Here is a 26,083-nt window from a genome sequence, read left to right on the forward strand (position 1 = left end):
GAAATAAGCAAAGAAAGGGGTAAAACGAATGAAAAAAAGATCCTATGCAAGCCTGCTGCTGATCCTGCTGGCCGCCTGCCTGGCGCTTGCCGGCTGCGGCGGCAAAAAAGAGGCCAAAGGAGGAACGCTTGAGGCGATCAAGGCGCGCGGCAAAATCATCGCCGGCGTGAAATACGATACGAAGCTGTTCGGGCTGAAGGACCCCGCGACGGGCAAAGTCGAAGGCTTCGACATCGATATCGCCAAAGCGCTCGCCAAAAAAATCCTTGGCGACGAAAACAAGGTCGAGCTGAAGGAAGTTACCTCCAAAACCCGGATTCCGCTGCTGCAAAACGGCGACATCGACCTGATCATCGCCACGATGACCATCACCGAAGACCGCAAGAAGCAGGTCGACTTCAGCGATGTTTATTTTAAGGCGGGCCAATCCCTTCTCGTGAAAAAAGGCAGCCCCATCAAAGGCTTGGAGGATTTGAAGAAAGGGATCAAAGTGCTGGCCGTGAAAGGTTCTACTTCGGCGCAAAACATCCGCGAAAAAGCGCCGGATGCCACCGTATTGGAATTCGAAAATTACCAGGATGCGTTCACCGCGCTGAAAGCCGGCCAAGGGGATGCCCTGACGACCGACAACGCCATTTTGCTCGGCATGCAAAAGCAGGACCCGAATTATGAGCTGGTCGGCGGCAATTTTACCGACGAACCTTACGGCATCGCCATCAAAAAAGGGGATGCGGAATTCGTCAAAACCGTCAACGATCTGCTGAAGGAAATGAAGGAAAACGGCGAATACGACAAGTTATACGAGCAATGGATGGGCGTCAAGCCGGAGTAACGGGAGACTGCGGCATCCATCGGAGGCCTCGGCCTCCCTCCCGTCTTCCTTCGGGCCAATCTTTAGGGAAAGGAGAGTCAACGCATGGAAGGGAAGTTTGACATCCACATCCTTTTTGACCATTGGGATCGGTTTTCCGCAGGTTTTCTGCATACGATCGGTTCCAGCGCCCTTGCCCTTGTCGGCAGCTTCATTCTCGGGACGATCATCGCCGTCATGCGCATCGCGCCGGTAAAGCCGCTGAATTGGATCGGTACCGCTTACGTGGAATTTATCCGCAACATTCCGCTTTTGCTCGTCGTATTCGTCTTTTTCCTCGGGCTGCCGACGCTTGGCGTTCCGCTGGACGGTTTCACATCCGGAACCCTCGGCCTGATGGTATACACCGCATCCTTTATTGCCGAAGCCATCCGTGCCGGGATTCAGACCGTCCCCACCGGTCAAAGCGAAGCGGCGCGGGCCACCGGGCTCACCTATATGCAAACGATGCTGCATATCATCCTGCCGCAAGCGTTTAAAATCGTTTTGCCTTCAATCAGCAACCAATTTATTAACCTGGTGAAAAACTCGTCCATCCTCGCCGTCGTCTCCGGCTTCGACCTGATGTATTACGCCGACCTGATCAATGCCGACACCTTCCTGCCGCTAACCGTCTACACGATTGTCGCATTATTTTACCTCGTCCTGACCCTGCCCCTCAGCATGGCGGTCCACTATATGGAACAGAAATTTCGAGCGGCGGACCGTTGACTGAGCCAGGCATCACTTTTGCGAGAGGAGGCTTGAGGCATGGATTTTGCAGGAGCCTATTCCTGGCCGAACCTTTCCTTTATTTTGCAGGGATTTGGCGTAACGCTTCTCGTCGCCGCCCTGTCGATTTTGTTCAGCTTTGTGCTCGGCACGTTGCTCGGCGCCATTCGTTACGCCCGAATTCCGATCTTGTATCGAATTTTGGCTGTCATCATTGATCTGATCCGAAATCTGCCTTTGCTGCTGATCATCTATTTCATTTATATCGTTCTTCCGTTGGTCGGGGTCAAGCTCCCACTCTTATGGGCGGCCATCTCAGCCTTAACCATCTTCGAAGGCGCGATGATTTCCGAAATCGTCCGCGGCGGCCTCAATTCGGTGGATCGCGGACAGATCGAAGCGGCCCGTTCCTCCGGGCTCAGCTACCTTCAGACGATGCGCTTTATCATTCTCCCGCTCGCGCTGCGCCGCATGGTGCCGCCGATCGTCAGCCAGTTTATTTCCCTGCTTAAGGACACCTCGCTTTGCGTCATTATTTTGCTCCCCGAAATGATGCATAACATACAAATCTTGCAGGGGCACAGCCCGAACTACGTCATCCCGTCCTTGATTTTGGCAGCCGTCTTGTATTTTGCCGTCAATTATACCTTGTCGATCATAGCCCGGCGGCTCGAAGCCAAAACGGCCTAACAACGGGGATTTTACCGGAACTTACGCCCTCGTACTCCGCTTTAATCAAGAAAGATGCAGCCTGTTTGCTTTAAAAGGAACGGCAGCTGCATCTTTTTTTATGTTGCCGCCGGCCTGCCCGTCTCCAAAAAAAGGGAATCCCGCCGCCCGGGACGAAATGATATATCCTGATCCCGATTCCGAAGGAGGAAATCATGATAAATTTCCAAGACCGTTTACAAAAATACGCCGAGCTGGCCGTCAAAATCGCGGTGAACATTCAGCCGGGCCAATCGCTTTGGATTAACGCGCCGATTCAGCAGCCGGAATTTGTCCGCCTGGTGACGGAGCAGGCTTATAAGGCTGGTGCCAAACTCGTCCATATCGAATGGCAGGATGAGATCAGCACGCAGATCAAATACCGTCTCGCGCCGGACGAAGCTTTCGAGACGTATCCGGCATGGAGAGTCCAAGCGGTGGAGCAGTTTGCCGAAGAAGGCGGAGCTTTTTTGTTCCTCGAATCCAGTAATCCGGAACTTCTGAAAGGCATCGATCCGAAGAGGATTGCGGCCAGCTCCAAAGCCGCCGGAACGGCGCTGGCCAAATGGAGGGCGGACATGTCCGCCAGCAGATTCACGTGGTCGATCATCGGCGTGCCGTCGGAAGGCTGGGCGAAGCTCGTATTCCCGGACCTCGACAAGGACGCAGCGATCCAGGCGCTGTGGGAGGCGATTTTCAAGGCGTCCCGCGTCGACCGGGAGCAGCCGGTGCAGGCTTGGCATGAACATAACGAAACCCTTCATGACAAAAGGGCGTACCTCAACCGCAAGCAATACAAAAAGCTTCATTACCGCGCCCCGGGCACCGATCTGACGGTCGAGCTTCCGGATCGCCATATTTGGAACGGGGGCACGGCGGTAAATGCGCAGCAAAATCCGTTTAACCCGAACGTGCCCACCGAAGAGGTGTTTACGTCGCCGCGCAAGGAAGGAACCCACGGCGTCGTGCGCAGCACCAAACCGCTCAGTTACCAGGGCAATCTGATCGAAAATTTCAGCCTGACGTTCGAAAACGGCAAGGTCGTCGATTTTTCCGCGGAAACGGGTTATGAATCGTTAAAAACGATGCTCGGCATCGACGAAGCCGGCCGTTATTTGGGCGAAGTGGCGCTAGTGCCGCATCATTCCCCGATTTCCGAATCGAATTTGATTTTCTTCAACACCTTGTACGACGAAAATGCCTCCAATCACCTGGCTTTGGGCGAAGCGTTCCCGACCTGCGTCGAAGGCGGATTGTCGATGTCCAGCGAAGAGCTGGACCAAGCCGGGCTGAACCACAGCCTGATCCACGTCGATTTCATGATCGGCTCGGCCGACATGGACATTGACGGCATCACCGCCGACGGCGCCATCGAGCCGGTGTTCCGGAACGGCAATTGGGCGTTTTAAGTTGTAAAAGAAGCAGGAGCCCCGATATTAACGGTTGGGCTCCTCCTTTTTTGGGAGAGACCTATTCTCTTTTAAAACGGGAAATCTGCAGAGACAACGGCCCGCATCCTCTAAGCGTGTTTTGCTATTCTTTTTCACCTATTTCTGAAGCAACCGCTTGACATCCAAAGACTGGAATTGTATGATCAAAACAAAAATGTTAGTTGTCGCTAACTAACGAAGCAGCGAGGTGATTCCGTCTGAGTACCAAAACCGAAAACACGGCCGACCGAATATTGGCAGCCACTGTCGAACTCATGTCCGAGAAAGGCTATAAAGCCGTTACGATCAAGGAAATCGCCGCCGCCGCATCCGTCAGCGAGATGACCGTTTTTCGGACGTTTGGCTCGAAAAAGGCCATTTTGGAAGCTATTTTGCAGAATTACATGTTCTCCACCCCGATCGAGCAGATCATTAGACAGAACATCACGTATGAGCTCGAGGCCGATTTATTGATGATCAGCAAACTGTACCATGACGTACTAAAAAGAGATAAAAAAATCTATTTGATTTCCGTCATGGAACGAAAAACGATGCCTGAAATCCATCGGGGCGTTCATAGCAATGCCGTGAGGTTCTTGAGCATCGTCACCGAATATCTCAAAACCATGCAGGAAAAGGGCAAAGTCGTCCAAGGCGACCCTGAAATCCAGGCTATGACGGTTATGAAGTTCAATTACGGGAAGTTCATCGCAAGCACGATGCTGGAAGGAATCGTCCCCGAAGTACGGGAAGACCACATCGAAGAATCGATATCCATTTTGGCCAGAGGGTTAAAGACGTAATTTTTTTTAGATTATATGTTAGTTACTAGTAACTAACATATAATTAAAATGCTCATAGAGGAGGCTGCTTTATGGACCGATTGTGGACCAAAACGTTTATCGGATTGATGGCGATGTTGTTTTTCTTATGTTTCGGTTTTTATATCCTGCTTCCGACGCTGCCGCTGCACATCAAAGACCTTGGCGCCGACGAAGCGCAGGTGGGACTCATCATCGGCGGGTTTACGTTGTCCGCGGTGGTCGCCCGACCCATCGTCGGCGGACTTCTGGACCGATATGGCCGACGTCCGTTTATCCTGGCGGGACTTATTTTGTTTGCCGTCTCGATGTTTTTGTACAACTGGGCTAGCGGACTGATCCTGTTGTTGCTGCTGCGGATTTTGCACGGCTTCGGCTGGGCCCTTTCCACCACGTCGATCGGAACGTCGATCACCGACGTCATTCCGGCGGAGCGCCGGGGCGAAGGCATGGGATGGTATGGACTGTCCATGACGGTTTCGATGGCCATCGGCCCCATCGTCGGGGTGTGGATGATCGGCCATTACGCCTTTGACCGCACCATTTTGCTTGCTTCCTGCCTGTCTGCCGTCGCCATCCTGATCGCTGTGTTCACCAAAGTCCCCGCCTTCCGGTCGGACCGCAAAAACAAAATGGCGTTTTTCGACAAATCCGTGCTGCCTATTTCGGCATCGATATTTTTTCTGGCGCTGACGTACGGCGGGATCACCACCTTCCTCCCCTTGTTCGCCGAATCCATTCAAGTCAATGCAGGCACGTTCTTTTTGGTTTACGCCATCGTTCTGACCATTACCCGTCCTTTTGCCGGAAAACTGGCGGATCGGTACCACGAAGGGGCGGTCATTATCCCGGCCGTGATCATAGCGGTCATTGCGCTGGCGGTGTTAAGCATATCCACCGGTTACGTGGGCGTGATGTGCTCCGCGGTGTTGTACGGAATCGGCTTCGGATCGGCGCAGCCCACGCTGCAGACGGCAACCGTTAACCTCGTCGCTCCAACGAAAAAAGGCTTGGCCAACGCTTCCTTTTTCACCGCCATGGATTTGGGGATCGGCTTGGGGTCGATGGTTCTCGGCCTGATATCCCAGTACTTGGGCTACCCTTTCTTGTTTGCCGCATGCGCGGTGTCCGGACTTCTTTCATTGCTCATTTTCGCCGTTTTTGTCAGAAGAACCTTACTACGAGGAAAGGAGGAGCTAAGAAGAAACATCGAGCTGTCATCTTAAGACGAATTTTTTTTGAATGGCATGTTAGTTACAACTAACTAACAATCATTTATGTTAAGGAGGCAACAAACAATGGCAACCGATCTTTTGAACATTGGAATTATCCTTGGAAGCACGCGTCCGGGGAGAGTCAGCCCCCAGGTGGGAACATGGATTTTGGACATTGACTCTCGGCGCGGCGACGCCGTTTACGAAATCGTCGATTTGGCGGATTACCGTCTGCCGTTTTTGGGCGATCCTGCCGGCGAACAACAAATAGCCGCTTGGGCGAACAAAATATCCGCTTTGGACGCGTTCATATTCATGACGGCGGAATACAACCACAGCATCACGGGCGCGTTAAAAAACGCGCTGGACTGCGCGCGCACCGAATGGTACAACAAGGCAGCCGGCATCGTCAGCTACGGATCCTCCGGCGGAACGCGCGCCGCCGAACATTTGCGCGGAATCCTCGCGGAGCTGCAGGTGGCCGACGTTCGCACGCATCCGGCGCTGAATTTGTTCACGGATTTCGAAAACTATACGGTGTTTAAGCCCGCCGATTTGCATGTATCCCATGTCAACGACATGCTGGACCAGGTGGTTCGTTGGGCAACGGCGTTAAAGACGGTCCGCAGCTGATTTGTCGTTAAAGCCCTTCCGGGTGCGGAAGGGCTTTGCTTTTTGCGTTGAAAAATCAGACGGCAACCTCTCCCCTCCTTTTTGCGTCTATACTTTTAAACATCTTCCGTGTGCATCTCATCCCTAGACCTGCTATTTCAACTTCCGTTTTCCAACAAACCATTCACAAGGAGAGGAACAAATGAACAAATTCAAAAGCATCGCCCTGTTGTTGTCTGCCTGGCTCGCATTCGGCAGCGTTTCCGCTTACGCGGCTGAAAGCACCACCCCGGAGCCTTTAAGCAAGGCGTTCGACCACATCGTGATCATCCCGCAAAACTTTCAGGGAAAAGCCTATATTAACGGGCAAATGGCCAACTACTTCAGCGATTACCGGATCGTTCAGCGCGAAGGACGCGTGTACGTCCCGATTCGCTTGATGAGCACGCTCGCCAGTGAGCTGGACAAGGGCCAAGGAACTTGGCAGGCCATCTGGCAGCCGAAAAGTCCCGACGACGTCATGCTGGTGAACTACGAGTTAAAAAAGACCATCAAGCTGAAAGTGAACAGCACCACGATGAAGATCAACAACGAACCCCGCGAGATGGACGCCGCGCCGCAAAAAATAGACGGCCAGATCATGCTTCCTTTAAAAAGCACGGCCGAAGCGCTCGGGAAAAGTATTCAATGGTCCGACGGCCTCCTCCTCATGGGCAGCACTCCCGTCGATTTGAAGGATGCGCAGTCGGCAGCAATCAAGGACCGCATCAAAACGCAGCTGTCCGATCCGCGGAAGCCTTTGGAAATATCGGCGGACATCTGGCCGTTAACCCGGTATGGAAATACAACTTACTATATCAAACGAACTTATACAAAAAACGATACCATCGAGCAAGTATTCAAAAAAACGGACGGGCAAAAAGACGTTCAGATCCAGCTGCCCGGGAAACCGCAGATAACATCGCTTCAAGTCCTTAACGGCAAGCTTTATTATGCGACATACATCAACAACCAGGCCGAACTGCATGCACTGGATTTAAAAACCCAGAAATCGGAAAAAGTTAGTTCGCTGAAGCCGATGGGACCGGATCAAGGGCTTTTTTTGGGAAGCGTCGAATCGATCGATAACGATTTGTTTGTCACATTGAATAACGGAGAACTCACTTTGGGCCGGGTGGACTTGTACAAAGTCGAAAAAGGCGCGTTAAAACCGGTAGCCGGTGCCAAAAGTTTTGCCGGATACGTGAAGTCAGGGGATTATCTGTACAAGGCCGACTTTAATTTCATGACCGACATGTCAGGCAATTTGGCTCGCGTCAACCTGAAAACGGGGGAACAAAAGCCGGTCGGCCAGCCGGAGTTTGCTTACGGGGTTAACCGGATGCTTAGCCCGGATGGCGGAGTAGGCTATTCAAGTAACAACACCATGTACGTAAAAGACGGCTACCTGTATACGTTAGGTTATAAAGAGGCCGATCCGAACGACCAAAGCGCGGTGTACAAAATCAATCCGACAGATTCGACCCAAACGAAACTGACGCCTCCGGCCAGCCGCTTTTGGATGATCGGCAGCGAAGTTTATTATATCGACGCCGAATCGGGTTACCTGAGCAAAACCAACCTGAACGGTGCAACCCCCGAAATCGTTGTGCCAAGAAAAATGCTGAACGTCCAATTTGCAAACGGAAGCTTTTATTACACCTCAAATGAGGCAGGTAAGGATACCATCCCAGGGGACTTGTATCAATACGACCCGTCGGCGGGAAAAGAATTCAAACGAAGCGATAAAACGGTCACATCATTTTACGCAGGCAAAACAGGGCTGTATTATGTATCGAACGGGTATGAACCCGGATTGTACAAGGTCGATGCCAAAGGCGGCAACGTCCGATTGGTGAACGACCGCATTCGCGACGGCTTCCTGACGGATGAGGGCATGATCTATAAGCTGGTCTACAAAGATGGAATTTACTTCGTAAAGTAACGGATAACCCCGGAACAGCGACAAGGTGAAATCCCGTCCGAAATAAGGTATGATGATTGGCAAACAAGCGAATGCCCCGCAAAGGAGTGCCGGTTCATGTATGAGCTGAAAACGAAGGAAACCGAAAACAGCGTCATCGAATTCATCGAGCAAATCGACCACCCCGGCAAACGCGAGGATGCGTACAAGCTGCTGGATATTTTTACGGAAACGACGGGTGATCCGGCCAAAATGTGGGGACCCGGCATCATCGGCTTTGGTTCGTACCATTACAAATACGCTTCGGGCCATGAGGGCGATGCGCCTCTCGTCTCGTTTTCCCCGCGAAAAGCGAAAATCAGCCTGTATTTTGCCCCGGGAGACGATCAGCGCGAGGCGCTGCTCAAGGATTTTGGAAAACATACGTCAGGCAAAGGCTGCGTCTACATCAACAAGGTGGCGGACATCGACGTAGAGATTCTGAAGGAGCTGATTCGCCAGTCGGTGAAGTTTTTGCGGGAGACGTATCCGGTTGGAGAGTAAATGAGAAGTTTTTGTTGATGAAAAAAGGGCGCTTGCGGCGTCCTTTTTTCTTCTCCTCCAAGGGTCATAAAAAACATCCGATTATTTGTCATCATCAAAGATCCATTTTTCATTAAAGTGATCGTTGATCGCTGTAGGATTGCTTGCATGGATATTCGATGGAACCTTTACCCCTCGATACCATGCAACGAACTTTCTGGATTCTTTCGTGTAAATAATATAGGCTTTTTCATTGTTAAAACATCCTTGGTTGTCAAAGCCATTGTATTAGGCAAGTCCTTAAATGCCCAATTATTTGACAAAATGAATCACTCCTATTATTTTTTTGATTTAACAATACTTATGGATTTACTGTAGCACCACATACTCAAGTGCTCCCGCGTGGATCAACCTGTATTCATAAAGTCGTTATACTCTTGGCTGCATTTATGGATAGTCCCGGTGGGATGAAGCCCGGCGGTACTACATGGTATAACAGTATTCTTCATAAAAAAACCTTGCAGGAGTTACATTCAAGGATGCATGCCTATTTTTCTATTCCTGTTTTCTTAAAATACTCATCATAGGCTTCATGAATTTTTTTACGACATATGTCTTCCCATATTTTTTTCAATTCCGAAATTTTGGCTTCGTCTGCATCGTATGGGACCATCTCACCACCAAACCCAATCCAAGCATCCGAATCAGGTACTTCGCCAAACTCAGCCGAAAATGCCACCTCATTAGGCGCATAAGTAAAGCCAATGTGCTTACAATTATTCTCAAAACAATGATATCCCGGCTCACCGAACCCATGTTTACAATAAGGCGGCTTCTCTCCACTCCCTTCATCTTCAATGGAATTTTGAGAGCAGTATAATTCTAAAAGTAAATGCTTGATAGTCATTGATACACCTCATCTTTATGACATACTTCAATAACATTTATATTACCATTTGAATCTTTGGTATAAACTATATTCTCTTATATAAAGAAACCCTGAAAGGCATAGCCAATCAAGGTCATAAAACTAGAATCATTTTTTATTTTCTATAAATGTGTTCTTAATAGGAGGGCTTGGTTCCCAACTAATGAGTTTAATATGATACTTCTCATATAACTGATCTTCTTCAAGATAATCTTCTCCGCTTACATTACCCTTCTCATTCTTAACAAGCCATGCATTAGGAAAACTCGAGTTATTTTCATTATACCTTTTTGAATCATTCATATAGTAATCCGCACTACCTGGATAAAAGGCAATGTTCTCAACTTCATTATTTAGTTTCTCTAAGATAACAAAATCCCCACTCACATTACCACTCGTTAATCGTTGTTTCCATTTTCTAAATTTTCCTTGTCCTTCATCCATACCAACACCATCATATTCACATACAACCGTATCTTGAACAATCTTTTTCTTTCCGTTTATTTCATAAACTAATTTAAATGGAAATTCACTGTATGTGATCGATGGTTGTGGTGGATTCGGTTGTGAATTAAGTCCAACATACAAAAGCAACCAAGGCCAACTAAAAATAACAAGTGTCACTAGCGCCGAGAAGCATAGCCAACTTGTTGCAATAATTAATATTTTTTTCATGAATACCCTTTTTCCTTAAGGGCATTAATTACTGATTCCGTTGAATGATTTTCAATACGCTTATTCACGATCGCATCAGCTCCTTTTACAAAGAATTCCCATGTAGTTCACTTATGTTGAATTGGTAAGATAATATCTTCCGCCATTTTTGCCGCTTCCATCACAGTTGGAATATGCCCGCTTGGGTCGATATAAATCAATGGGTTATTATACACATACGTATATCGGTTCAAACTTAAAGGCTCATGAATCTGTCCTTCATACGTATCCTCACTAATAAACCGTCCAATTTCTGGTTGTAAAAGCGGCGGCATTATCTAAAAAAACAGGTCAATCATGGTGGATCTGACCATAATCGACCTGTTTGAGTACCGTAATAACGTTATTTAGGTTATAAAATAAATGTATTATTAGATGGGTTAGATGTGTTATTAGTTTAATATTGGACTCATTCTGCACTGGGTAGTCTCGCCAAAAAAGTGAGACCCTGTTTGCTTATCAGTGTCATATAACAGATTAATAAAATCAAAAAGGTGTGATAATTAACCTGCTGTCAGTGATCACCTTGCACTTTTGGGCTAATGATTTAATTTCTTCTATGTGCTTTATTGCATTAGATTCAACTAACTTATCCTTCAATCTTTCAAGTTCATTTAATAATTTATCCATGTCTTTACTTGAAAAAACATCATAACTACAGGTAGATAGCTCACCCAACAGTTCAAATTCATCCTCATCTTGCTGTAAATATTCTACATTACTAACTTCATACACCTTCCCTAACTGTTCACCACTAGCTAATTCTAAAATAATCTTAAACATACTATCACTCCTCGAATCCCAGCCCACCTGGAAAGGTATTTACAAGTACAACATAAGTTTTAATCCCTTTTGTAATCGACATGTAGCATCCCCTCATATTTTTTTCGAAAATTTTTATAGATACATTGTATTACAAGAAATCGATGGCTTTGGAATTTCTTACATTAGACCACCCAATTAATGACTTTCGAGTCGAGCAAGTCACGGAACAATATGTTCAGTTCTGATGAGGACAAAAACAAAATATTCATTTTAGCCGCCCCAACAAAGAAAAACCACAATACGGGGATTAGTCGTATTGTGGCTAATTACATGTAATTAACTCTACTCGATGTTCCTGATAAGATGTCAATTTTGAATTTCTCTTCAGGGATGCCAAGTTCATTTGTGGTATACAGAATATACTGAGATGCAGTGTCTGTTGGTTCAAGCATGACCCAGTGATTAACCTTTTTTACCCCAAGTCCTATAATTTAGTTTTGTCTGAACATCGACAGGAATATAGGTTTCTTTTCCTGAGCCTAAATCTTTTAGAAAGAGCCGTGCATGACTATTCCTTTGAAATAAATTCCGTAGTATAAAAAAAGAACCTTGAGGATTGCACCCTCAAGGCCTCATTATAAATATCAATTGTAATTCAGCGTCTGACAAACTTAGACTGAACTTTTCAGTTAAGAGTGTTTAGTCTCTAAACGGCTTCTTTTGGTTCTTAATGAGTTTTAAAACAATCCCCTGAAAAGGTTACTCAAAATCCTCGAACCAACAAGTTGAAAATTGTATCATAGGATCACAAAAAACAGCTGACATTTCTTTAACACTGGAATGGGCGGATGTTTTCCCCTTATCCCACAACCACTTATCCGAAATTAATCTTAATATTTTTTCTGCCCTGTGATAATCGAACGGGCCTATCGACTCAAAATTACATGTAGTTTTGAACCAACCATCCACCTTCCAATAAGGTTCATTTTCAATCAGATTAAATGATGTTACTTCATCACTCAATCTGCGTATTACTTCATTTAGCACACTTAATGCTTCAGTATTAGTATTACATTCTGTAAACAAGCTAAGTTGAAACATTTGAACCTCCTTTCTTTAATGCGAAATAGTTCAATCTGGAACTACACTAATGTAATTCTTCCCATTCTTTAAAACTTCCCCATCTCTTCATTCCTTGTTTAGACAACTGCATCCCATTCAAAATCCTTATTTGGGTCACCATGGTAAGGCTCCTTTTTCTATATGCTACCAAACCTATCCACATAACCTTCAAGCGTTTTATCGAATTTGACTTCTTCTCCTGGAATGAATCATTCCTCTGCTCCTCACTTGCTGTCTCTGTTTCAGGCTCCGGAAACTCCAGACAGACATCATTTGCGAAGTTCAGCTCACAGTGCTTTTTCTTGTTGTTCTGCTTCTCCCAGCCGTCCCGTGGGCCGCCTAGATGCATATCCGGATTCCTCGTCGTATTGGCTGCATTTTGGGCTAGTCCCGGCTGAATGAAGCCCGGCGGTACTACGTGGCAGTTGCCCTTGTCGCTTCCATTGCCTTAGCCGTTGCTGTTTCCTCTGCCCCGTGGGCATTGTCAAATCATAAAAATAAGGACGCCACCAGCGCCCTTATTTTTATGTTACTACTTATTATCTCATTTCACCCAGTTCTCGATTAAAGAGCTTCTCCTCCCCATTTACATTCACCATGAAATATCTTGCCCCTTGAAGATAAGACTCAACATCTACGTTGGACTCCTTTGGCAAAGGGTACACCATTTCTCCCCGGTCATTAATCAGTTCCACCTGTTTCCCCTTTTTAACCAAAGCAAGCCCACTGATAAAGGGAAGAGCAGCATCATACTTTGCCTCAATAAGCGTATCCCCCGTTGTGTTCATGTATCCATATTTCATCGTCTGGGGATCAAAAAAGAATGCCCTTCCTTCTGAAAATCTGCTGCCAATTCTCAAGCTTGGAGGTATAGCGACTTCCCCATCCATATTGATATATCCATACTGCCTATTTTCAAAAAGAACCTGAGCCAAGCCTTCAGAGAACCCTTCAACAGGTGTATACTTCGGGTTTTCAAGTATGACTGAGCCCTCGGTATTGATAAAATAGGATTTGCCTGCTCTTGATACAAGCGCCATCCCATCAATGAATGAACTTGCTTCGTCATACACAGCATCGAGACACAATTCTCCGTCAGAGCCAAGAAAACCAAACCTATCTTCTCTGCTAAATCTATACAAGTTTGAGGAAAGACCGTCGATATGATCCGCAATACCTTTTGGAAGCTGGTTGAGCGCGTCCCCTTTTTTATTTAGTAATGTGAATCTCTCTTCTGCCATGACCCAGGCTTTTCCCTCAAGAAACTTCTCGGCGGATTGAAACTGATAGTCTATAATCACGTTCCCATCCATATCGATATAACCCCACAAACCATTTTTTAATACAGCTGCTACTCCATCAGAAAAATAATCGGCTTCCTCAAAGATCGGAGGAATCAGAACATTCCACTCCCGACCAATATATCCCCATTGTTCGCCTTCGTTAAACGGGAAGTAGTCCATATTACACCTCTTTTTCAGGTATTATCTCTCAACTATAATAACGATAATCTTATAAATATGAGATCATACAACCCCACACTGGACTATGTGGTAAAAAGTCAGTAAAAATTTAACAAGAAATCTCTTCAGGCATGCGTTGTAATAATCACCAAAGATTCCATAGTGCCTAATCCATGCCCACTTTCAAGATAAAAATTAAATACTAAAGATAAAATAATTACTAAAATATTGGTTTCAATAACGCCCCAATCGTCTTTAGGCCACTAGTTACTCCCTTAGCAATGGCACTTCCAACAGCAGAAGCACCAGTTAATATACCTTCAACAAATAACTTATCTCCGGATGGAAGAATAGCTGCATACTGCTCATTTACATAGTCTCGTGCTTGATTTACGCTGAAGTTTTTGGTCTTACCGTCTTTTTTCAGATATAACGAGTAATTCACTACTCCAGGGGCAGTAAAGTACACGCTCATTTTCAGATCTCCAAACACTTCGATGTCTTTTATAGGTTGTATTATTTTACCGCTTCCTCTAGTATATCCCGTTGCCTCAGTATACTTTACAAGTTGCTCTTCTGCACTGCCACCAAAAGGTTTTACTTCCCAGATCATCTTGTTATGAACAATATCAATTTCCCCTGCTGTGGATCTCTCCTCTAATTTAGGATTCTTCTTGCCTCCATAGGACTTCTTTATTTCCTTTGAAGCAATAACTTGAGCTATCTCATGAAATACAGTACTATTACCGCTTCGAATTCCCCCTGGTTGGGCTAAACCATTATACATGAGAATTTTTACTACTGCTCCTGTTCGGCTCGTCCTCCCACTAATATACTCTCCGGCAATATAATTGAGATTTTCGACCGACATATGCCCGCTCGGATCAACATAAATCAACGGATTATTCTCCACATACGCATACAAATTCTGACTAAGTGGATTTCCTAATGTCCCTTTATACGTATCCTCGCTAATAAACCGTCCAATTTCCGGCTGGTAATAACGAGCACGGGCGTATGTCAAACCGTCAGTATAACCATACCCCAATCCGGTGTATCCAAACAAATTGTCCGGTCCCGGCCAGTTCAGGTCGAACTTCTTGCCGTCCAGCGGGATGCCGAATTCGTCGTAGTGGTAGCGCGCCGACACGCGGCCGTCTTTTTCTACGAGGCCCAGGGCGCTGCCGAGCGCATCCTCCATATACCAAAGCGTCTTCGGCTGCGTTCCCGGCTTGGCTCCGCCGTCACCCGGAACCGGCTCCCAGCCGTTGTTCGGGTCATAGGCAGGCAGGTAAGTCATGCTCAACCGTTCTCCGCCTGCTCCGTATACGTAAGATTGTTTCCACTTGCTGTCGTCCGTTTCAGCGGCCTGCAGCGGCTCCGGAAGCTCCAAGCTGACGTCATTGGTAAAGTTCAGCTCCCAGTGCCTTTTCTTGTACTGCTTCTCCCAGCCGTCTCGTGGGCCGCCTGGATGCATATCCGGGTATTCTTCGTCGTATTGGCCGCATTTTTTGGCTAGTCCCGGCGGAATGAAGCCCGGCGGTACTACATGGCAGTTGCCCTTGCCATTTCCGTTTCCATTGCCGTTCCCGTGACCGTTGCCGTTGCCATTTCCATTTCCGTTTCCGTTATTGCCGTTACCATTACCGTTTCCATTATTGCCGTTACCATTACCGTTACCGTTGCCGTTGCCTCTGCCGCCATGGGCATAATCAATCGTCATCTTCATCCGGTTGCCGTCGCCGTCATAAGCATATTTCGTGACGTCTCCACGCTCGTTCGTCTGCTTGATCAGGCGGTTCGCTCCGTCCCAAACATATTGCTGAACGATCTCCGGAGCGGACCATTTTCCGACGGAACCCGGCAGATTTAAAGGCGCGTCCGGCCCAGGAGCCGGAAGCCCTGCTGCAGGATCCACTGCTGTAGGATCCACTGCTGCAGGATCGGCAGGATCCATTGTCGCCGGGTCGTATACGTCCGTTGTAACGCTTGGATCTGCGTAGGTAACCCCGGTCACCGAGAATGTTTCCGGAAGCTTCAGCTGCTGCCGAATGACCTCCAGCAAATTGCCCCGCGGATCATATCGGTAATCGTTGATTTCCGTGCCGCTAGTCATTTGAAGCAACCGATCCGCTGCGTCGTACGTGTAACTTTCCGTATCGGCCAGGTCGCCCCAATGGCTGCTCTTGGCCGTCCGGTTACCGACGGCGTCATATTGGTAGGTCGTGATGGACGGCAGTCCCGCTTCCGCGTTCTGTCTTTGCACCTGAATGAGTTGGTTCAACGCGTCGTAGGCGTAATCGGTAATCATACGCTTCTCTTTGTCGTTTGCGTCGGCATCGTCTTCGTCGTTACCGTCCGACATACGCTCCGTCCGGACCAGGTTTCCTGCCGGGTCGTAAGCATACGACAACTTCTCCAGGACCTTGCCGAATTGATTCCGATGGGTCAAGCCGACGAGCTGTCCGGCATCGTCATAGCGATACGTGCTTTCCCCAAGCGTCGGAAGATGCTTGGATACAAGCAACCCTCTGGCATCATAATCATAGGAAGTGGTTCGGCCCGCCGCGTCGGTCACCGACGTCATGCGGTCCAACAGATCGTATTGGTAGCTGACGGATGTTCCATCCGGGTATTCCACGCGGCTACGCTGGCCGGTAGGCGTCCATTCGTAACGAATCGTGCGCGCATTCGGATCCTTGACCGATATAAGCCGGTTCAGCGCGTCATAAGCGTACGTCGTCGTGCCCAGGCTGTCCGTCATCTGTGTTCTGCGACCGGCGGCGTCATATTGGTAACCGACATGTTTGCCGTCCGGGTACCGGATGCCGGTCAAGCGGCTCAGCAAATCGTAAGCGTAGCTGGTTTCGGTGCCGTCCGGAGCGGTCATGCCCGTCACATTGCCGACGCTGTCATAAGCAAACTCGGTAATCCGCTGATCCGGAGCGATCTCCCGGATCAAGTCGCCGCGGCGGTTATACTGATACCCTGTCGCGCGGCCGAGCGCGTCCGTCTTGGAGACGATGTTGCCTAAAGCATCGTAGGCATAGGCCGTCTTGTTGCCCAAAGCGTTCGTGACCTGCGTAAGCCGTCCAAGCGCGTCGTACGCATAGGCTGTCGTCTGCCCCTTGGCATCCGTCAAACCGGTCACCAGGTCATGGGCATTGTAGGCAAACTGGGTGGCTTGGCCCAACGGATCGACCATTCGGGTAACCCGGTTCAGCGGGTCATAGGCGTAGGTCGTCGTCTTTCCTGCTTCGTCGGCAGACTGAACGACGCGCCCGAGCGCATCCCGGGTTACCGTCGACTCTCCGCCAAGCGGATCGATCGTCTTCACGAGCAGACCGCGTGCGTCGTATTCCATCTTCCATTCCGCGCCGTTCGGACCGGTGATCCGAGTAAGGCGGCCCGAACCGTCATAGGCATAGGCGGTTACCTGCCCCAGAGCATCCGTCTGCGAAGTCAGCCGGCCCAAGGCATCATACGCATAAACAACCGCATGGCCCAGCGGATCGGTTTCCTGCGTCAAACGTCCGGCGCCGTCATAGCTGAAGCGGGTCGCGCCGCCTTCCGCATCCCTGATCTCTACCGGAAGGTTGCGCCGGTCATAAGCGATCCGGGTTTCCGCGCCGCTGGCTTCCGCCTGGAGGGTCAGGTTCCCGTTGCCGTCATATTCATAACGGGTGACGTTGCCTTCGGGATCGGTCGCCGCTGCGATCCGGTTATTGTCGTCATACGCATAAACCGTCTCGCCCCCTTTCGGGTCCGTTATTTTGACGAGATTGCCCACCCCGTCATATTCGTAACGGGTGACGCCCCCCAAAGCGTCCGTTTCTTTGGCTAACCGCGCATAGCTGTCATATTCGTATTTCGTCTTGGAGCCTGCCGTATCCGTATAAGCGGTCAGGTTGCTGTCCTTGTCATATTCGAACCGTTCCGCCTGCCCCAAAGCGTCGATTCGTTTCGTCACCCGGTCGCGTGGATCGTATTCGAAGCTTGTCCGCTGTCCAAGTGCATCGATGATGTCGGTGACCCGGTGCAGAGGATCCCGGACCATTTCCACCCGGTTGCCGAGCGGGTCCTTCAAGGAACGGGCAAAACCGGACGAGTCATTTTCGATCGTCGTCGTTTCGCCGTTAGGGTTTACCACCGCTTCGGCGATGCCGCGGTCGTTGACGACGATTTTGGAGACGCCGCCAAGCGGATCGGTCATGCTTGTCAGGTTGCCTTTTCCGTCGTAACCAAACACCGTTTTATTCCCGAGCGGGTCGACCACTTCCTCCGGAAGATTGAAGGCAGTGTACCGGATTTCAGTTTGGTATCCTTCAGGGTCCTTCGCCCGGATCAGGTTGCCGCTGCCGTCGTACGTATACTCCCATGTATTTCCGTTGCGGTCCGTTTTTTGAATGACATTGTCGTTCGCGTCGTAAAGGAAACGTTCCGTCGTTCCATCCGGGTACGTGATCGCCGTTTGACGGTACCGATCGTCGTAGAAATGGACGGTTTTGCGTCCCAGCGCATCGGTAGTCACTGTCTTCTTCTCGTTCGGGAAGTATTCGATATCCCCCCAAGCTCCGGAAAAATCTCGCTGGCGCACGACCCGGTCCTGATCGTCATATTCATTGACGAGGGACATCGTCTGGTTCGGATTGCCGATCTCCGTCATTCGGTGCTTTTCATCGTACTTGTAAGTGATCCGCGCGCCGTCCGGCAAAATCATCGCCTTCAGGTCATGGTTCACGGCATCGTATTCGTAAGCCGCATACCGGCCCGATTGATCCGTAACCCGGACCACTTTGCCGCCGTCCCCGTAGGTGAGCGTCAGCTTCGCGCCTTCCGTCGAAACCTCCGTCAGCAGGCTGCCAGCATACGACAGCTGAACGGTATTCCCGTTGGCATCGGCGATCCGCAGCAGCTTGCCGTCTTTCCGATAAGTGTATTTCCACTTCTGCGGCGTCTCCTGCGTGAAGGTGCCGTCCGGTTGTTGAACGAGCGTATCGTACTGGCCGTCCATGCCTTGATAACGTCCGCCGCCGAGCGGCTCGAAGCGGAAGCTTGCGCCTTCCGGGGACACGGCGTACAGGATTCCGCCTTCGCGGAATTCCAGCTTCCGTTCGTACGTATGATGCCATCCGACCCCGAAATCCCCGTCGTATCTGTCGCGGCTGTGGTAGGTGAGGGTCATGTCGAGCGGCATCAACGCCGGGACGTCGATATTCGTTTGATAAAAAGTGAAATCCCCTGTTGCAAGGTTGATCGGGTCAAACGCGGCGGCAAGCGGAAATCCGTTGCGGTTCGCGAATTCTTCCTGGATTCTCTCGTCGTCATCCTTGCCGATTTCGCCGGCTTGCCGCGGATTCAGAATCAGCAGGTTGATGTCCTTTTCGAGGGTCCCGTAGCAAACCTGGCCGCTGCAATCCTGCACGGGGAAGCCGTTAAACTCGACGATGTCGGCGATCTTCTGAACGATGGCGTCCTTTTCGATGACATTATAATAATAGCTGGCGACGACCGCCCAATTGACGCCCCATGAAGGTGTTTTATAGCGCAGCACGCTGAGCGTGTCCGACGCATTCGAACGCTTTTTGTCCAGATCCCTCGTCGCAAACGCCTGAATTTCGGCAATTTCGTATGCCGGGAGTTTGACCTTGATCTCCCATTCGCCCACGTATTTCTGCGGCTTGTTGTCGGCTCTTTCGGGAAAATCGGTAAAATAGGTTTTGTCTACCGCGATTTTTTTCGCCCAATCCGAGGCGAGCGGACGAACCGGAATTCCCGAAGCGAGCGTGTCCGCTTTGCCGTCGTCTACGGTCGTGTCGTTGCCCACCCGGCGGATCCGTTTCATCTTTAGTTCCACTTTGGTGCCGAGTTCCGCGATTCCGCGGATGACATGCTCCTCGCTTGCCGGATCGGGCACGATTTCCATGCCCTTCGGCGCCGGCGGATTGGCGTTCGAAATTTGGACTTCGCCCGCTTTTCCGTTTTTCGGGAAGCGTTTCGGCGTTACTTTAATCTCGTATTTGCCTTCCGCCGCCGGCTTTCCGTTGACTTTTCCGTCCCATACGTACTTGTTTTTATTCAGGGTCGGATAGGTTCCTTCGTGCAGTACGGCAACGGTAGAACCGTTTTGTTCCAGACTGATGACCGTTTCATGCGACTGCTGCGTCGTATCGTTCGGGTCGGGATTGTCGAAGCTGAAACTGACCTCCGTCTGTCCTCCGTACACGGAACTGAAAGAATACGGGTCGATTTGCAGCGACGTTTCCGCAAAGGCTTTCGGCAAATGCTGGGACGGGAACAAAGGAAACCCTGCGATCAAAATGATGAACGCCAGCAGCGTTTTGCCGACGGCCCCAAGCTTGTCGAAGCAGCCCTTTAGCGCCCGGGGTTTCAGCCGATTAATCATGGAACAACTCTCCCTTTATCGCCAGCCAGCGGTAAATGACCATTGCCGCCTCGGCCCGTGTCGATGTCGCTCCCGGATTCAGACGATCCCCGTCGCCCTTGATCAACCCGCTTTGAATCGCGGCCTGTACGGACGGCTTGGCCCAATCCCGAACCGATCCGGCGTCCTTGTATCCGGTGAGGAGATCGCTTTGTTCATCCTTACGAAGGCCTGCGGCATTTGCCAGCATGACCATCATTTCCGCCCGGGTAATCGGAGCGTTCGGCTTGAATAAGCCGCCTTCATACCCTTTGATCCATCCCGCTGCCGCCGCCTGCTCGACCGATTCGGCCGCCCAATGCCCCTCAGGGACGTCACGGAAGGAGTGGCGATCCGCAGACTGCTGCGCATCCAGCCCGGCGGCCTGAACGAGCATCTTGGCGAATTGGGCACGCGTCACCGGCTGTCCGGGCGCAAACGCTCCGTTTTCCATGCCGTTCACGATCCACCGGGAGGCCAGCACTTCCACTTCCGCTTTCGCCCAATGGCCGTTCATGTCCTTAAAGGAAGGCGCATACAGGAAAATGCCGTATAAGCCCGGTTCCTGAACCTTCGCGCGCACCGTTTTCCACAACGCGTCGACCGTTCCCCCGCTGTATGCCCAGCGCCCCGCGCTTTCGTCAAAGCGGTAAATGCCTGCGCGGTTTGCCGCATCGGCATTTTTGAGCGGCTCATCCAGCTGGAAGGTTAGCGCAGCAGGTTTCAAAGGTTTCGTGTCTGCGGTCCACTTCCACGCCACGCCGGTCCAGGTCATGCCGCTCGCGAGACGGTCGGACGGAAGGCTGCCGATTTTTTCAAGCGTAATCCGGGTATCGGAAGCGAACGCTCCCTGGCCGAATTCAAGCTGGAACGCTTGCCCCTTCGCCGCCACGCCTCCTTTTGGACCGATAACGATGCCTTCAGCCGGTATGCTTCCGGTTCCGCTGCCGCTTGTCGGCGGGGCTTCCGTTTTTTCGGTCCGGATAATATCACGGCTAACCAACGTTCCGTTGTTGACGAATGTCAACTTCTCCCCGTTAAAGCCGATGAAAGCGGTAGGTTTCGTTAGCCCCAAACTGAAGATTTGCCCGCTTTTCAGATCGGCCGCCCTCATGATCGCCGCATCGCCGGAAGCTTCCAGCCAAACGGCCGTTCCGCGGGAAACGCTCATTTCTTTATACTCGCGTTGCCCTTCCTTGGCCGGCTTCGTCAGATCGACCGGCTGCGGGCTGCTGCTGCTTATATCTATGTAGACGTACTTCCCGTTTCCGTCCAAATCTTTTTGTTTCCACAAAATTTCTTCGCCGTTAAATACAAAACGCTCCACATATTCGGTATATGGCAGGTCGACGATTTTATTATGTTTGCCCGTGGCGACGTTATATTCGTATAAATCTCCGTCTTCGCCGCCTTTGTAGACAACGCGTCCGTTTTTTATCACAGGATCCCGGCCACGGCCCAAATCCGTTAACTCTCCGGTTGCCAAGTTATACAAGGTCATCGTGTAGGAAGGAAACGTCTGCCAGACCACAAAATCGCCGTCCGCCAGCGGCGTGCTGTTTTGGCCCGTATTTTTGTTCAGCTTGGTTTCGGTTTTCGTGCTGACATTGTAGCCGTATACGTCCCAGTTCAAATTGTCGTCGGTGCCGCCGTCATTCCGCTTATCGATCCAAACGACGACCGCTTCGCCTTTGCCGTTGATCCCGACGGAAGGAGAATCGGTCAATTTTCCATGGGTCGTGATCGCTTGGCTTTGTCCGGTTTTCGTATTCCCGTAAAAAATTTGCCCTTTCAGCTTGGCGCTGTTTCCGCGCCACACCGCATGTTCGCCCGAAATCCGGATGTTGGCGCCGCTAATCGATAACGGGGACGTTTCGTCCTGGTAGGTGAACACGGTTTCCGCTGAGACCCGCTGTACCTCCGGAATGACTCCCCCCAGCAGTCCTGCCGCAAGCAGAGCTGCTATCCATTTTTTAGTGCTACCCCTCATGTTTTTCCTCCTTGAGACAGCAAAAAACCAAGCACCATGAGCAACCCGGCTGTCAGTCCATGAATAGGCTTCATGGAGTAAGACCCGTGGCTTTGCGTCCCCGACTTTCGTACGGGTTTGCCTTTGTTCAAGCACCTGGTTTAGCGCTTTCTGCGTAGTTCTTTGAATCTATTTTTAATCAGAATTATATAAATAGTTACAAAAAGTTACAATATGTAATGAAATATATGGTTCTTAGAACCTTAATTTTCGTGATTGTGATTTGTATAAACGCGAAAATTAGGATATCTGCTATTTCTAGTCAGTTCTTTTAACAGAGAGTAAACAAATTGTAATTCACCACGCAAGCCATCTTGAACTAAAAAAGGCCAGGAGCCGTGTTTTTTGAAAACAACCGTTTATGCAACATTTTGCGTTAACGTCCCGTCTGAAACGGTGAAAGGCATGCATCATTTTCCAATGAAAGGTTTGGTAAAAATATTGCGGAAATAAGCAGCCGACTGGTAACCCAAACGTTCGTACAAGCTCACGCCTATAGGAGGAATGACAGATGAATAAAATGTACAAAGTGCTCGCGACCGCATCCATTTTGGCTCTGGCAGCCATGCCCGTGGCGGCAAACGCGCAGCAGCTCCCCGCCCAAGCGGTGCAAAAAGGAAACGCCAACAAGCAAACCGACGTCAAAAACGTTCCGGCAACCTGGGGACAAATCACGAATTTCGTGCACGACAAATCGGATAAATTCATTACCGTGACCGGACGCGGACTTGCGCCGACCGATCAGGACGAAATCATCCTGGCCATTACGCCAAAAACGAAATTCATCGACGCGAAAGGAAAAACCGTTCCTCTGCAAAAAATCATCGACGGGCACAAAACCGTCAAAGCTTTCTACAGCCCGAACATCACAAAAAGCATTCCAGCCCGCGGAACCGCGCTGACGCTGGTCGTTCAGGACCAAAGCTTCTCGGCTATCGACGGTAAGGTAACCGAGGTTAGAGACGGCAGCATTTTGGTAAAAGGCACCGATGTTTACAACAAACACGACGAGGAAATTTGGCTGCATTTCGCGGATAAAGCGACGATCATCGATCAAAACCGCAAAACGATTGCCGCCGGAGACATCAAAGAAGGCATGAGCGTGAGAGCATTTTACGGCCCTGCCGTCGCGATGAGCCTTCCGCCGCAATCCGGAACGAATTACGTGATCGTGAACACCGAAGACACCGGGAGCGGTGAAACCGGAAATGAGGATCAAGAACTGAAAGCCGGTACGGACGGCATCATCACCAATACGGCGGACGGCAAAGTGACCGTCATCGGCAAGGCTCATGAGAAGGGCGGCGTCAACTACGTCGTTCTCTCCATCGATGACAAAACCCAAATCGTCGACGAAGACGGGAAGGCGCTGACCAAGGATGCCCTGAAGGCGGATACCCGAGTAGACGCTTACTACAGCGACATCATGCTGATGATTTATCCCGCCCAAACGCATGCCGGCAAAATCGTGGTGAAAAAAGCGGAAACGGTCAAGATCGAAGGCACCGTCAAAGCATCGGATCGCACATCGGCCGATCAAGTCTATGTGAATGTAGGTTCCGATGATTCCATCGACAACGACGTCATTCTGAACATCTCGAAGGATACGACGATCATTCCGACACTGGGCGGCGAAACGGCGCTTCGCGCGGGCACCAAAATCATCGCCTATCATTCGCCGATCATGACGAAGTCGATTCCCGGCATCACAAACGCCGAAGTGGTGATCGTCACGTCCGATAAAGATGCGGTACAGCCTAAATAAGAAAAACGTCTATCGACGTATATTCAAAGCAGCCAGACCGCGTTTAGCGGAAGAATTACTTGCGATATAAGGATGCCGAGTCTCTAGCGTATACCTTCTTGTATCTAAAAACTTGCCTAAACGCGCCGAAACCCGGCCGATTCTTCTGATGAATCGGCCGGGTTTTTTCTGGCCCGGACTGAAGATGAAAGACCGTATGCAGACAAGACCACCGGACGCACGGGCGGAACGTTCGCTAAAGTTCGGTTGGCATTAGGTGAACTTACGGCCGATGCCGGTTCGTCCGGTGCTCCCTCAGCTCTTCCGCTTCCTACCGGCAAGAGCGACCGTCATCGGAATGATCAGCATGGTGTAGAATCCGAGCACCGTCATGCTGAGGATAAAGGCGCTCGTGTAGCTGCGTGCATTCGCCTGTGAAACGCCGTCCGCCACCAGCCTCTCGGCACCCCCGGCAGCGGAAGCGGTAACCTTGCAGGCATCGGGAGCCGCCTGTGACTTACCGGCCGATGCCGGGAAGCAATCGCGCAGCCTGGCCAGCGCCGTCTCCCCCTGCTCCCCCGACAAGGCGTAGGATGCCAGATGCTGCCGCAGCTCAAGCTCGGTCCGCGCCTCCGCCTGATGGGCATAATGACCGAGCGAGCTCATCCAGACGATTCCGATAAGGCCGATACCGATGGCGGAGGCGAGCTGCATCCCCGTCGTCAAAATGCCGGAGCCCGACCCGATATCCTGCTTCTCTACCTTGGACAGCACCACATTGGTCAGCGGCGCGGCGATAAAGCCTTGGCCTATGCCCAGCAGGACCAGAGCCGGCAGCCAGAACCATACGTTCGGCGACCACCCGGTGGCCCAGATCGTCAGCGCGACCGCGAAATAGCCGACGGAGGTCAGCACCGAACCGACCGTAAGGACGTGGGCTCCGATTTTGCCCGCCAGCTTCGGTGACAACAGCGAAGCCAGGAAATATCCGATGCCCATGGGCAGGATGATCAAACCGGATTTCAGGGCGCTGAACCCATGCCCCATCTGCAGCAAATAGGCCGTAATCAGGAAAAAGGCGGCCTGAGCGGTCATCATGAGGAAGATGACGGCCAGCCCCAGGCTGAATGCCTTCTGGCCAAACAGCTTCACGTTCATAAACGGCCGGCGCCCTTTGGCAATCAGCCTGCGCTGAGTCCATACAAACGCGGCAAGGACAGGGACGGATAGAATCAGGCTGATGACGAGCAGCGCCGGCCACCCTTCCTTCTGCCCTTGAACCAGCGGATATACGAGGAGCAACAGGCCTGCAGCAGCAACGGCCGCACCAAACCAGTCCATCCGTGAGCGGTCCGCATCCCTCGATTCCGGCACAAACGGAGCCATGAACAGGATGATCAATCCGATCGGAACGCTGAAGAAAAACACCAGCCGCCAGTCGAGATGCCACGGGTTCCAGCCGAGCAGCAAACCGCCGATCAGCTGGCCTGTGGAGGCGGCCAATCCCTGGGCTGCGCCATACAGCCCGAAGATCATGCCCCTCTTCTCCGGCGGGTACTGCGCCTGAATGAGGGACAACACCTGCGGCGATATGAGTGCCGCACTAAAGCCCTGAAGCACACGAATCGCTGTGAGCATTCCGACACTGTCGGAAATGCCGCATAACAAGGATGTCAAAGTAAAGCCGGCGACGCCCACCAGGAGCATCTTCCGCCGTCCGTACCGGTCGCCCAGCCTTCCGCCGATAATCAACGCCACGGCATAGGACAAGGTGTAGGCCGAGACGACGAACTGAACGCCGTAGAAATCGGCGTGAAGCCCCCGTTGAATGGAAGGGGTCGCCACATTGATGATAAAAATGTTCGCTACGGCCATAAAAACCGACAGCAGCATCACCGCCAGCATTAAACGCGGCCTCTGGCGCGGCTCAGCCGCCGCCTGCGCAAGAGGCGCGGAAATGGAATTGACCGGTTGGTTCATCGCTTGTGTTTCATCCTCCTCTGGCGAATCCCGAATATTTGACAGCAGCCGGAATCACCCAT

19 protein-coding genes, 1 pseudogene and 1 riboswitch are annotated in these 26,083 nt (G+C 50.6%); of the genes and pseudogenes, 10 read left to right on the plus strand and 10 right to left on the minus strand.

Features of this window, described 5'->3' with window-relative positions:
* The first annotated feature begins 28 nt into the window (after positions 1-28).
* From GQY55_RS06110 to GQY55_RS06150, 9 genes are all read left to right on the plus strand, one after another.
* Complete coding sequence (locus tag GQY55_RS06110) at positions 29-832, plus strand: glutamate ABC transporter substrate-binding protein (protein ID WP_160039224.1); 804 nt, start codon at positions 29-31, stop codon at positions 830-832.
* An 84-nt stretch (positions 833-916) separates the two neighbouring features.
* Positions 917-1,582 (plus strand): amino acid ABC transporter permease, encoded by a 666-nt coding sequence (locus tag GQY55_RS06115; RefSeq protein WP_160039226.1) that lies wholly within the window; start codon positions 917-919, stop codon positions 1,580-1,582.
* Between the two features lie 39 nt (positions 1,583-1,621).
* A complete protein-coding gene (locus GQY55_RS06120) occupies positions 1,622-2,272 on the plus strand; it encodes an amino acid ABC transporter permease (RefSeq protein ID WP_160039228.1) in 651 nt (216 codons plus the stop codon).
* Positions 2,273-2,466: 194 nt separating this feature from the next.
* Positions 2,467-3,699, plus strand: coding sequence for an aminopeptidase (locus GQY55_RS06125; RefSeq protein WP_160039229.1), 1,233 nt, complete (start codon positions 2,467-2,469; stop codon positions 3,697-3,699).
* A 275-nt stretch (positions 3,700-3,974) separates the two neighbouring features.
* Positions 3,975-4,523 carry a TetR/AcrR family transcriptional regulator gene (locus tag GQY55_RS06130; protein ID WP_268894992.1) on the plus strand — a complete coding sequence of 183 codons (549 nt, stop codon included), beginning with the start codon at positions 3,975-3,977 and terminating at the stop codon, positions 4,521-4,523.
* 71 nt (positions 4,524-4,594) lie between these two features.
* A complete protein-coding gene (locus GQY55_RS06135) occupies positions 4,595-5,767 on the plus strand; it encodes an MFS transporter (RefSeq protein WP_160039231.1) in 1,173 nt (390 codons plus the stop codon).
* Between the two features lie 72 nt (positions 5,768-5,839).
* Complete coding sequence (locus GQY55_RS06140; RefSeq protein ID WP_160039232.1) at positions 5,840-6,388, plus strand: NADPH-dependent FMN reductase; 549 nt, start codon at positions 5,840-5,842, stop codon at positions 6,386-6,388.
* Between the two features lie 181 nt (positions 6,389-6,569).
* The gene (locus GQY55_RS06145) at positions 6,570-8,351 is read left to right on the plus strand and encodes a DUF5050 domain-containing protein (RefSeq protein WP_160039233.1); all 1,782 of its coding nucleotides are present in this window, start codon (positions 6,570-6,572) and stop codon (positions 8,349-8,351) included.
* Between the two features lie 96 nt (positions 8,352-8,447).
* Complete coding sequence (locus GQY55_RS06150; protein ID WP_160039234.1) at positions 8,448-8,873, plus strand: DUF1801 domain-containing protein; 426 nt, start codon at positions 8,448-8,450, stop codon at positions 8,871-8,873.
* A gap of 526 nt (positions 8,874-9,399) precedes the next feature.
* On the opposite strand, the gene GQY55_RS06155 is transcribed toward GQY55_RS06150, so the two are convergent.
* The 9 genes and pseudogenes from GQY55_RS06155 to GQY55_RS06195 form a co-directional block, all read right to left on the minus strand.
* Positions 9,400-9,759 carry a hypothetical protein gene (locus GQY55_RS06155; protein WP_160039235.1) on the minus strand — a complete coding sequence of 120 codons (360 nt, stop codon included), beginning with the start codon at positions 9,757-9,759 and terminating at the stop codon, positions 9,400-9,402.
* A 129-nt stretch (positions 9,760-9,888) separates the two neighbouring features.
* Positions 9,889-10,455, minus strand: coding sequence for a hypothetical protein (locus GQY55_RS06160; RefSeq protein ID WP_160039236.1), 567 nt, complete (start codon positions 10,453-10,455; stop codon positions 9,889-9,891).
* A 173-nt stretch (positions 10,456-10,628) separates the two neighbouring features.
* Positions 10,629-10,751: pseudogene (locus GQY55_RS32025) on the minus strand (RHS repeat-associated core domain-containing protein); the annotation flags it as partial.
* Between the two features lie 229 nt (positions 10,752-10,980).
* Entirely contained in the window at positions 10,981-11,277 is a 297-nt protein-coding gene (locus tag GQY55_RS06170) for a hypothetical protein (RefSeq protein WP_160039240.1), read from the minus strand.
* A 741-nt stretch (positions 11,278-12,018) separates the two neighbouring features.
* Entirely contained in the window at positions 12,019-12,360 is a 342-nt protein-coding gene (locus GQY55_RS06175; RefSeq protein WP_160039242.1) for a hypothetical protein, read from the minus strand.
* A gap of 46 nt (positions 12,361-12,406) precedes the next feature.
* Positions 12,407-12,730, minus strand: coding sequence for a hypothetical protein (locus GQY55_RS06180; RefSeq protein WP_160039244.1), 324 nt, complete (start codon positions 12,728-12,730; stop codon positions 12,407-12,409).
* 190 nt (positions 12,731-12,920) lie between these two features.
* Complete coding sequence (locus GQY55_RS06185; RefSeq protein WP_160039246.1) at positions 12,921-13,844, minus strand: WG repeat-containing protein; 924 nt, start codon at positions 13,842-13,844, stop codon at positions 12,921-12,923.
* 220 nt (positions 13,845-14,064) lie between these two features.
* Positions 14,065-20,250, minus strand: a complete 6,186-nt coding sequence (locus GQY55_RS06190; RefSeq protein ID WP_160039248.1) for a DUF6531 domain-containing protein — start codon at positions 20,248-20,250, stop codon at positions 14,065-14,067.
* Positions 20,243-22,258 carry an S-layer homology domain-containing protein gene (locus tag GQY55_RS06195; RefSeq protein WP_160039250.1) on the minus strand — a complete coding sequence of 672 codons (2,016 nt, stop codon included), beginning with the start codon at positions 22,256-22,258 and terminating at the stop codon, positions 20,243-20,245. The genes GQY55_RS06190 and GQY55_RS06195 overlap by 8 nt, the downstream gene beginning before the upstream one ends.
* A 36-nt stretch (positions 22,259-22,294) precedes the next feature.
* A riboswitch (cyclic di-GMP riboswitch) is annotated at positions 22,295-22,390 on the minus strand.
* A 418-nt stretch (positions 22,391-22,808) separates the two neighbouring features.
* Here GQY55_RS06195 and GQY55_RS06200 point away from each other — a divergent pair.
* Positions 22,809-24,062, plus strand: coding sequence for a peptidase (locus tag GQY55_RS06200; RefSeq protein WP_160039252.1), 1,254 nt, complete (start codon positions 22,809-22,811; stop codon positions 24,060-24,062).
* A 294-nt stretch (positions 24,063-24,356) separates the two neighbouring features.
* On the opposite strand, the gene GQY55_RS06205 is transcribed toward GQY55_RS06200, so the two are convergent.
* Positions 24,357-26,021: an MFS transporter gene (locus tag GQY55_RS06205; protein WP_160039254.1), complete on the minus strand. Its 1,665-nt coding sequence runs from the start codon at positions 26,019-26,021 to the stop codon at positions 24,357-24,359.
* Between the last annotated feature and the right edge of the window lie 62 nt (positions 26,022-26,083).

Source organism: Paenibacillus sp. USDA918EY (assembly GCF_009870825.1).
GTDB lineage: Bacteria > Bacillota > Bacilli > Paenibacillales > Paenibacillaceae > Paenibacillus_AQ > Paenibacillus_AQ albilobatus.

Excerpts from the sequence above, each read along its gene's own strand:
- GQY55_RS06195 (WP_160039250.1), bottom strand. The coding sequence starts at position 22,258 with ATGAGGGGTAGCACTAAAAAATGGATAGCAGCTCTGCTTGCGGCAGGA.
- GQY55_RS06125 (WP_160039229.1), top strand. The coding sequence starts at position 2,467 with ATGATAAATTTCCAAGACCGTTTACAAAAATACGCCGAGCTGGCCGTC.
- GQY55_RS06145 (WP_160039233.1), top strand. The coding sequence starts at position 6,570 with ATGAACAAATTCAAAAGCATCGCCCTGTTGTTGTCTGCCTGGCTCGCA.
- GQY55_RS06185 (WP_160039246.1), bottom strand. The coding sequence starts at position 13,844 with ATGGACTACTTCCCGTTTAACGAAGGCGAACAATGGGGATATATTGGT.
- GQY55_RS06190 (WP_160039248.1), bottom strand. The coding sequence starts at position 20,250 with ATGATTAATCGGCTGAAACCCCGGGCGCTAAAGGGCTGCTTCGACAAG.
- GQY55_RS06155 (WP_160039235.1), bottom strand. The coding sequence starts at position 9,759 with ATGACTATCAAGCATTTACTTTTAGAATTATACTGCTCTCAAAATTCC.
- GQY55_RS06170 (WP_160039240.1), bottom strand. The coding sequence starts at position 11,277 with ATGTTTAAGATTATTTTAGAATTAGCTAGTGGTGAACAGTTAGGGAAG.
- GQY55_RS06205 (WP_160039254.1), bottom strand. The coding sequence starts at position 26,021 with ATGAACCAACCGGTCAATTCCATTTCCGCGCCTCTTGCGCAGGCGGCG.
- GQY55_RS06160 (WP_160039236.1), bottom strand. The coding sequence starts at position 10,455 with ATGAAAAAAATATTAATTATTGCAACAAGTTGGCTATGCTTCTCGGCG.
- GQY55_RS06150 (WP_160039234.1), top strand. The coding sequence starts at position 8,448 with ATGTATGAGCTGAAAACGAAGGAAACCGAAAACAGCGTCATCGAATTC.
- GQY55_RS06115 (WP_160039226.1), top strand. The coding sequence starts at position 917 with ATGGAAGGGAAGTTTGACATCCACATCCTTTTTGACCATTGGGATCGG.
- GQY55_RS06120 (WP_160039228.1), top strand. The coding sequence starts at position 1,622 with ATGGATTTTGCAGGAGCCTATTCCTGGCCGAACCTTTCCTTTATTTTG.
- GQY55_RS06110 (WP_160039224.1), top strand. The coding sequence starts at position 29 with ATGAAAAAAAGATCCTATGCAAGCCTGCTGCTGATCCTGCTGGCCGCC.
- GQY55_RS06200 (WP_160039252.1), top strand. The coding sequence starts at position 22,809 with ATGAATAAAATGTACAAAGTGCTCGCGACCGCATCCATTTTGGCTCTG.
- GQY55_RS06180 (WP_160039244.1), bottom strand. The coding sequence starts at position 12,730 with ATGCATCTAGGCGGCCCACGGGACGGCTGGGAGAAGCAGAACAACAAG.
- GQY55_RS06140 (WP_160039232.1), top strand. The coding sequence starts at position 5,840 with ATGGCAACCGATCTTTTGAACATTGGAATTATCCTTGGAAGCACGCGT.
- GQY55_RS06135 (WP_160039231.1), top strand. The coding sequence starts at position 4,595 with ATGGACCGATTGTGGACCAAAACGTTTATCGGATTGATGGCGATGTTG.
- GQY55_RS06175 (WP_160039242.1), bottom strand. The coding sequence starts at position 12,360 with ATGTTTCAACTTAGCTTGTTTACAGAATGTAATACTAATACTGAAGCA.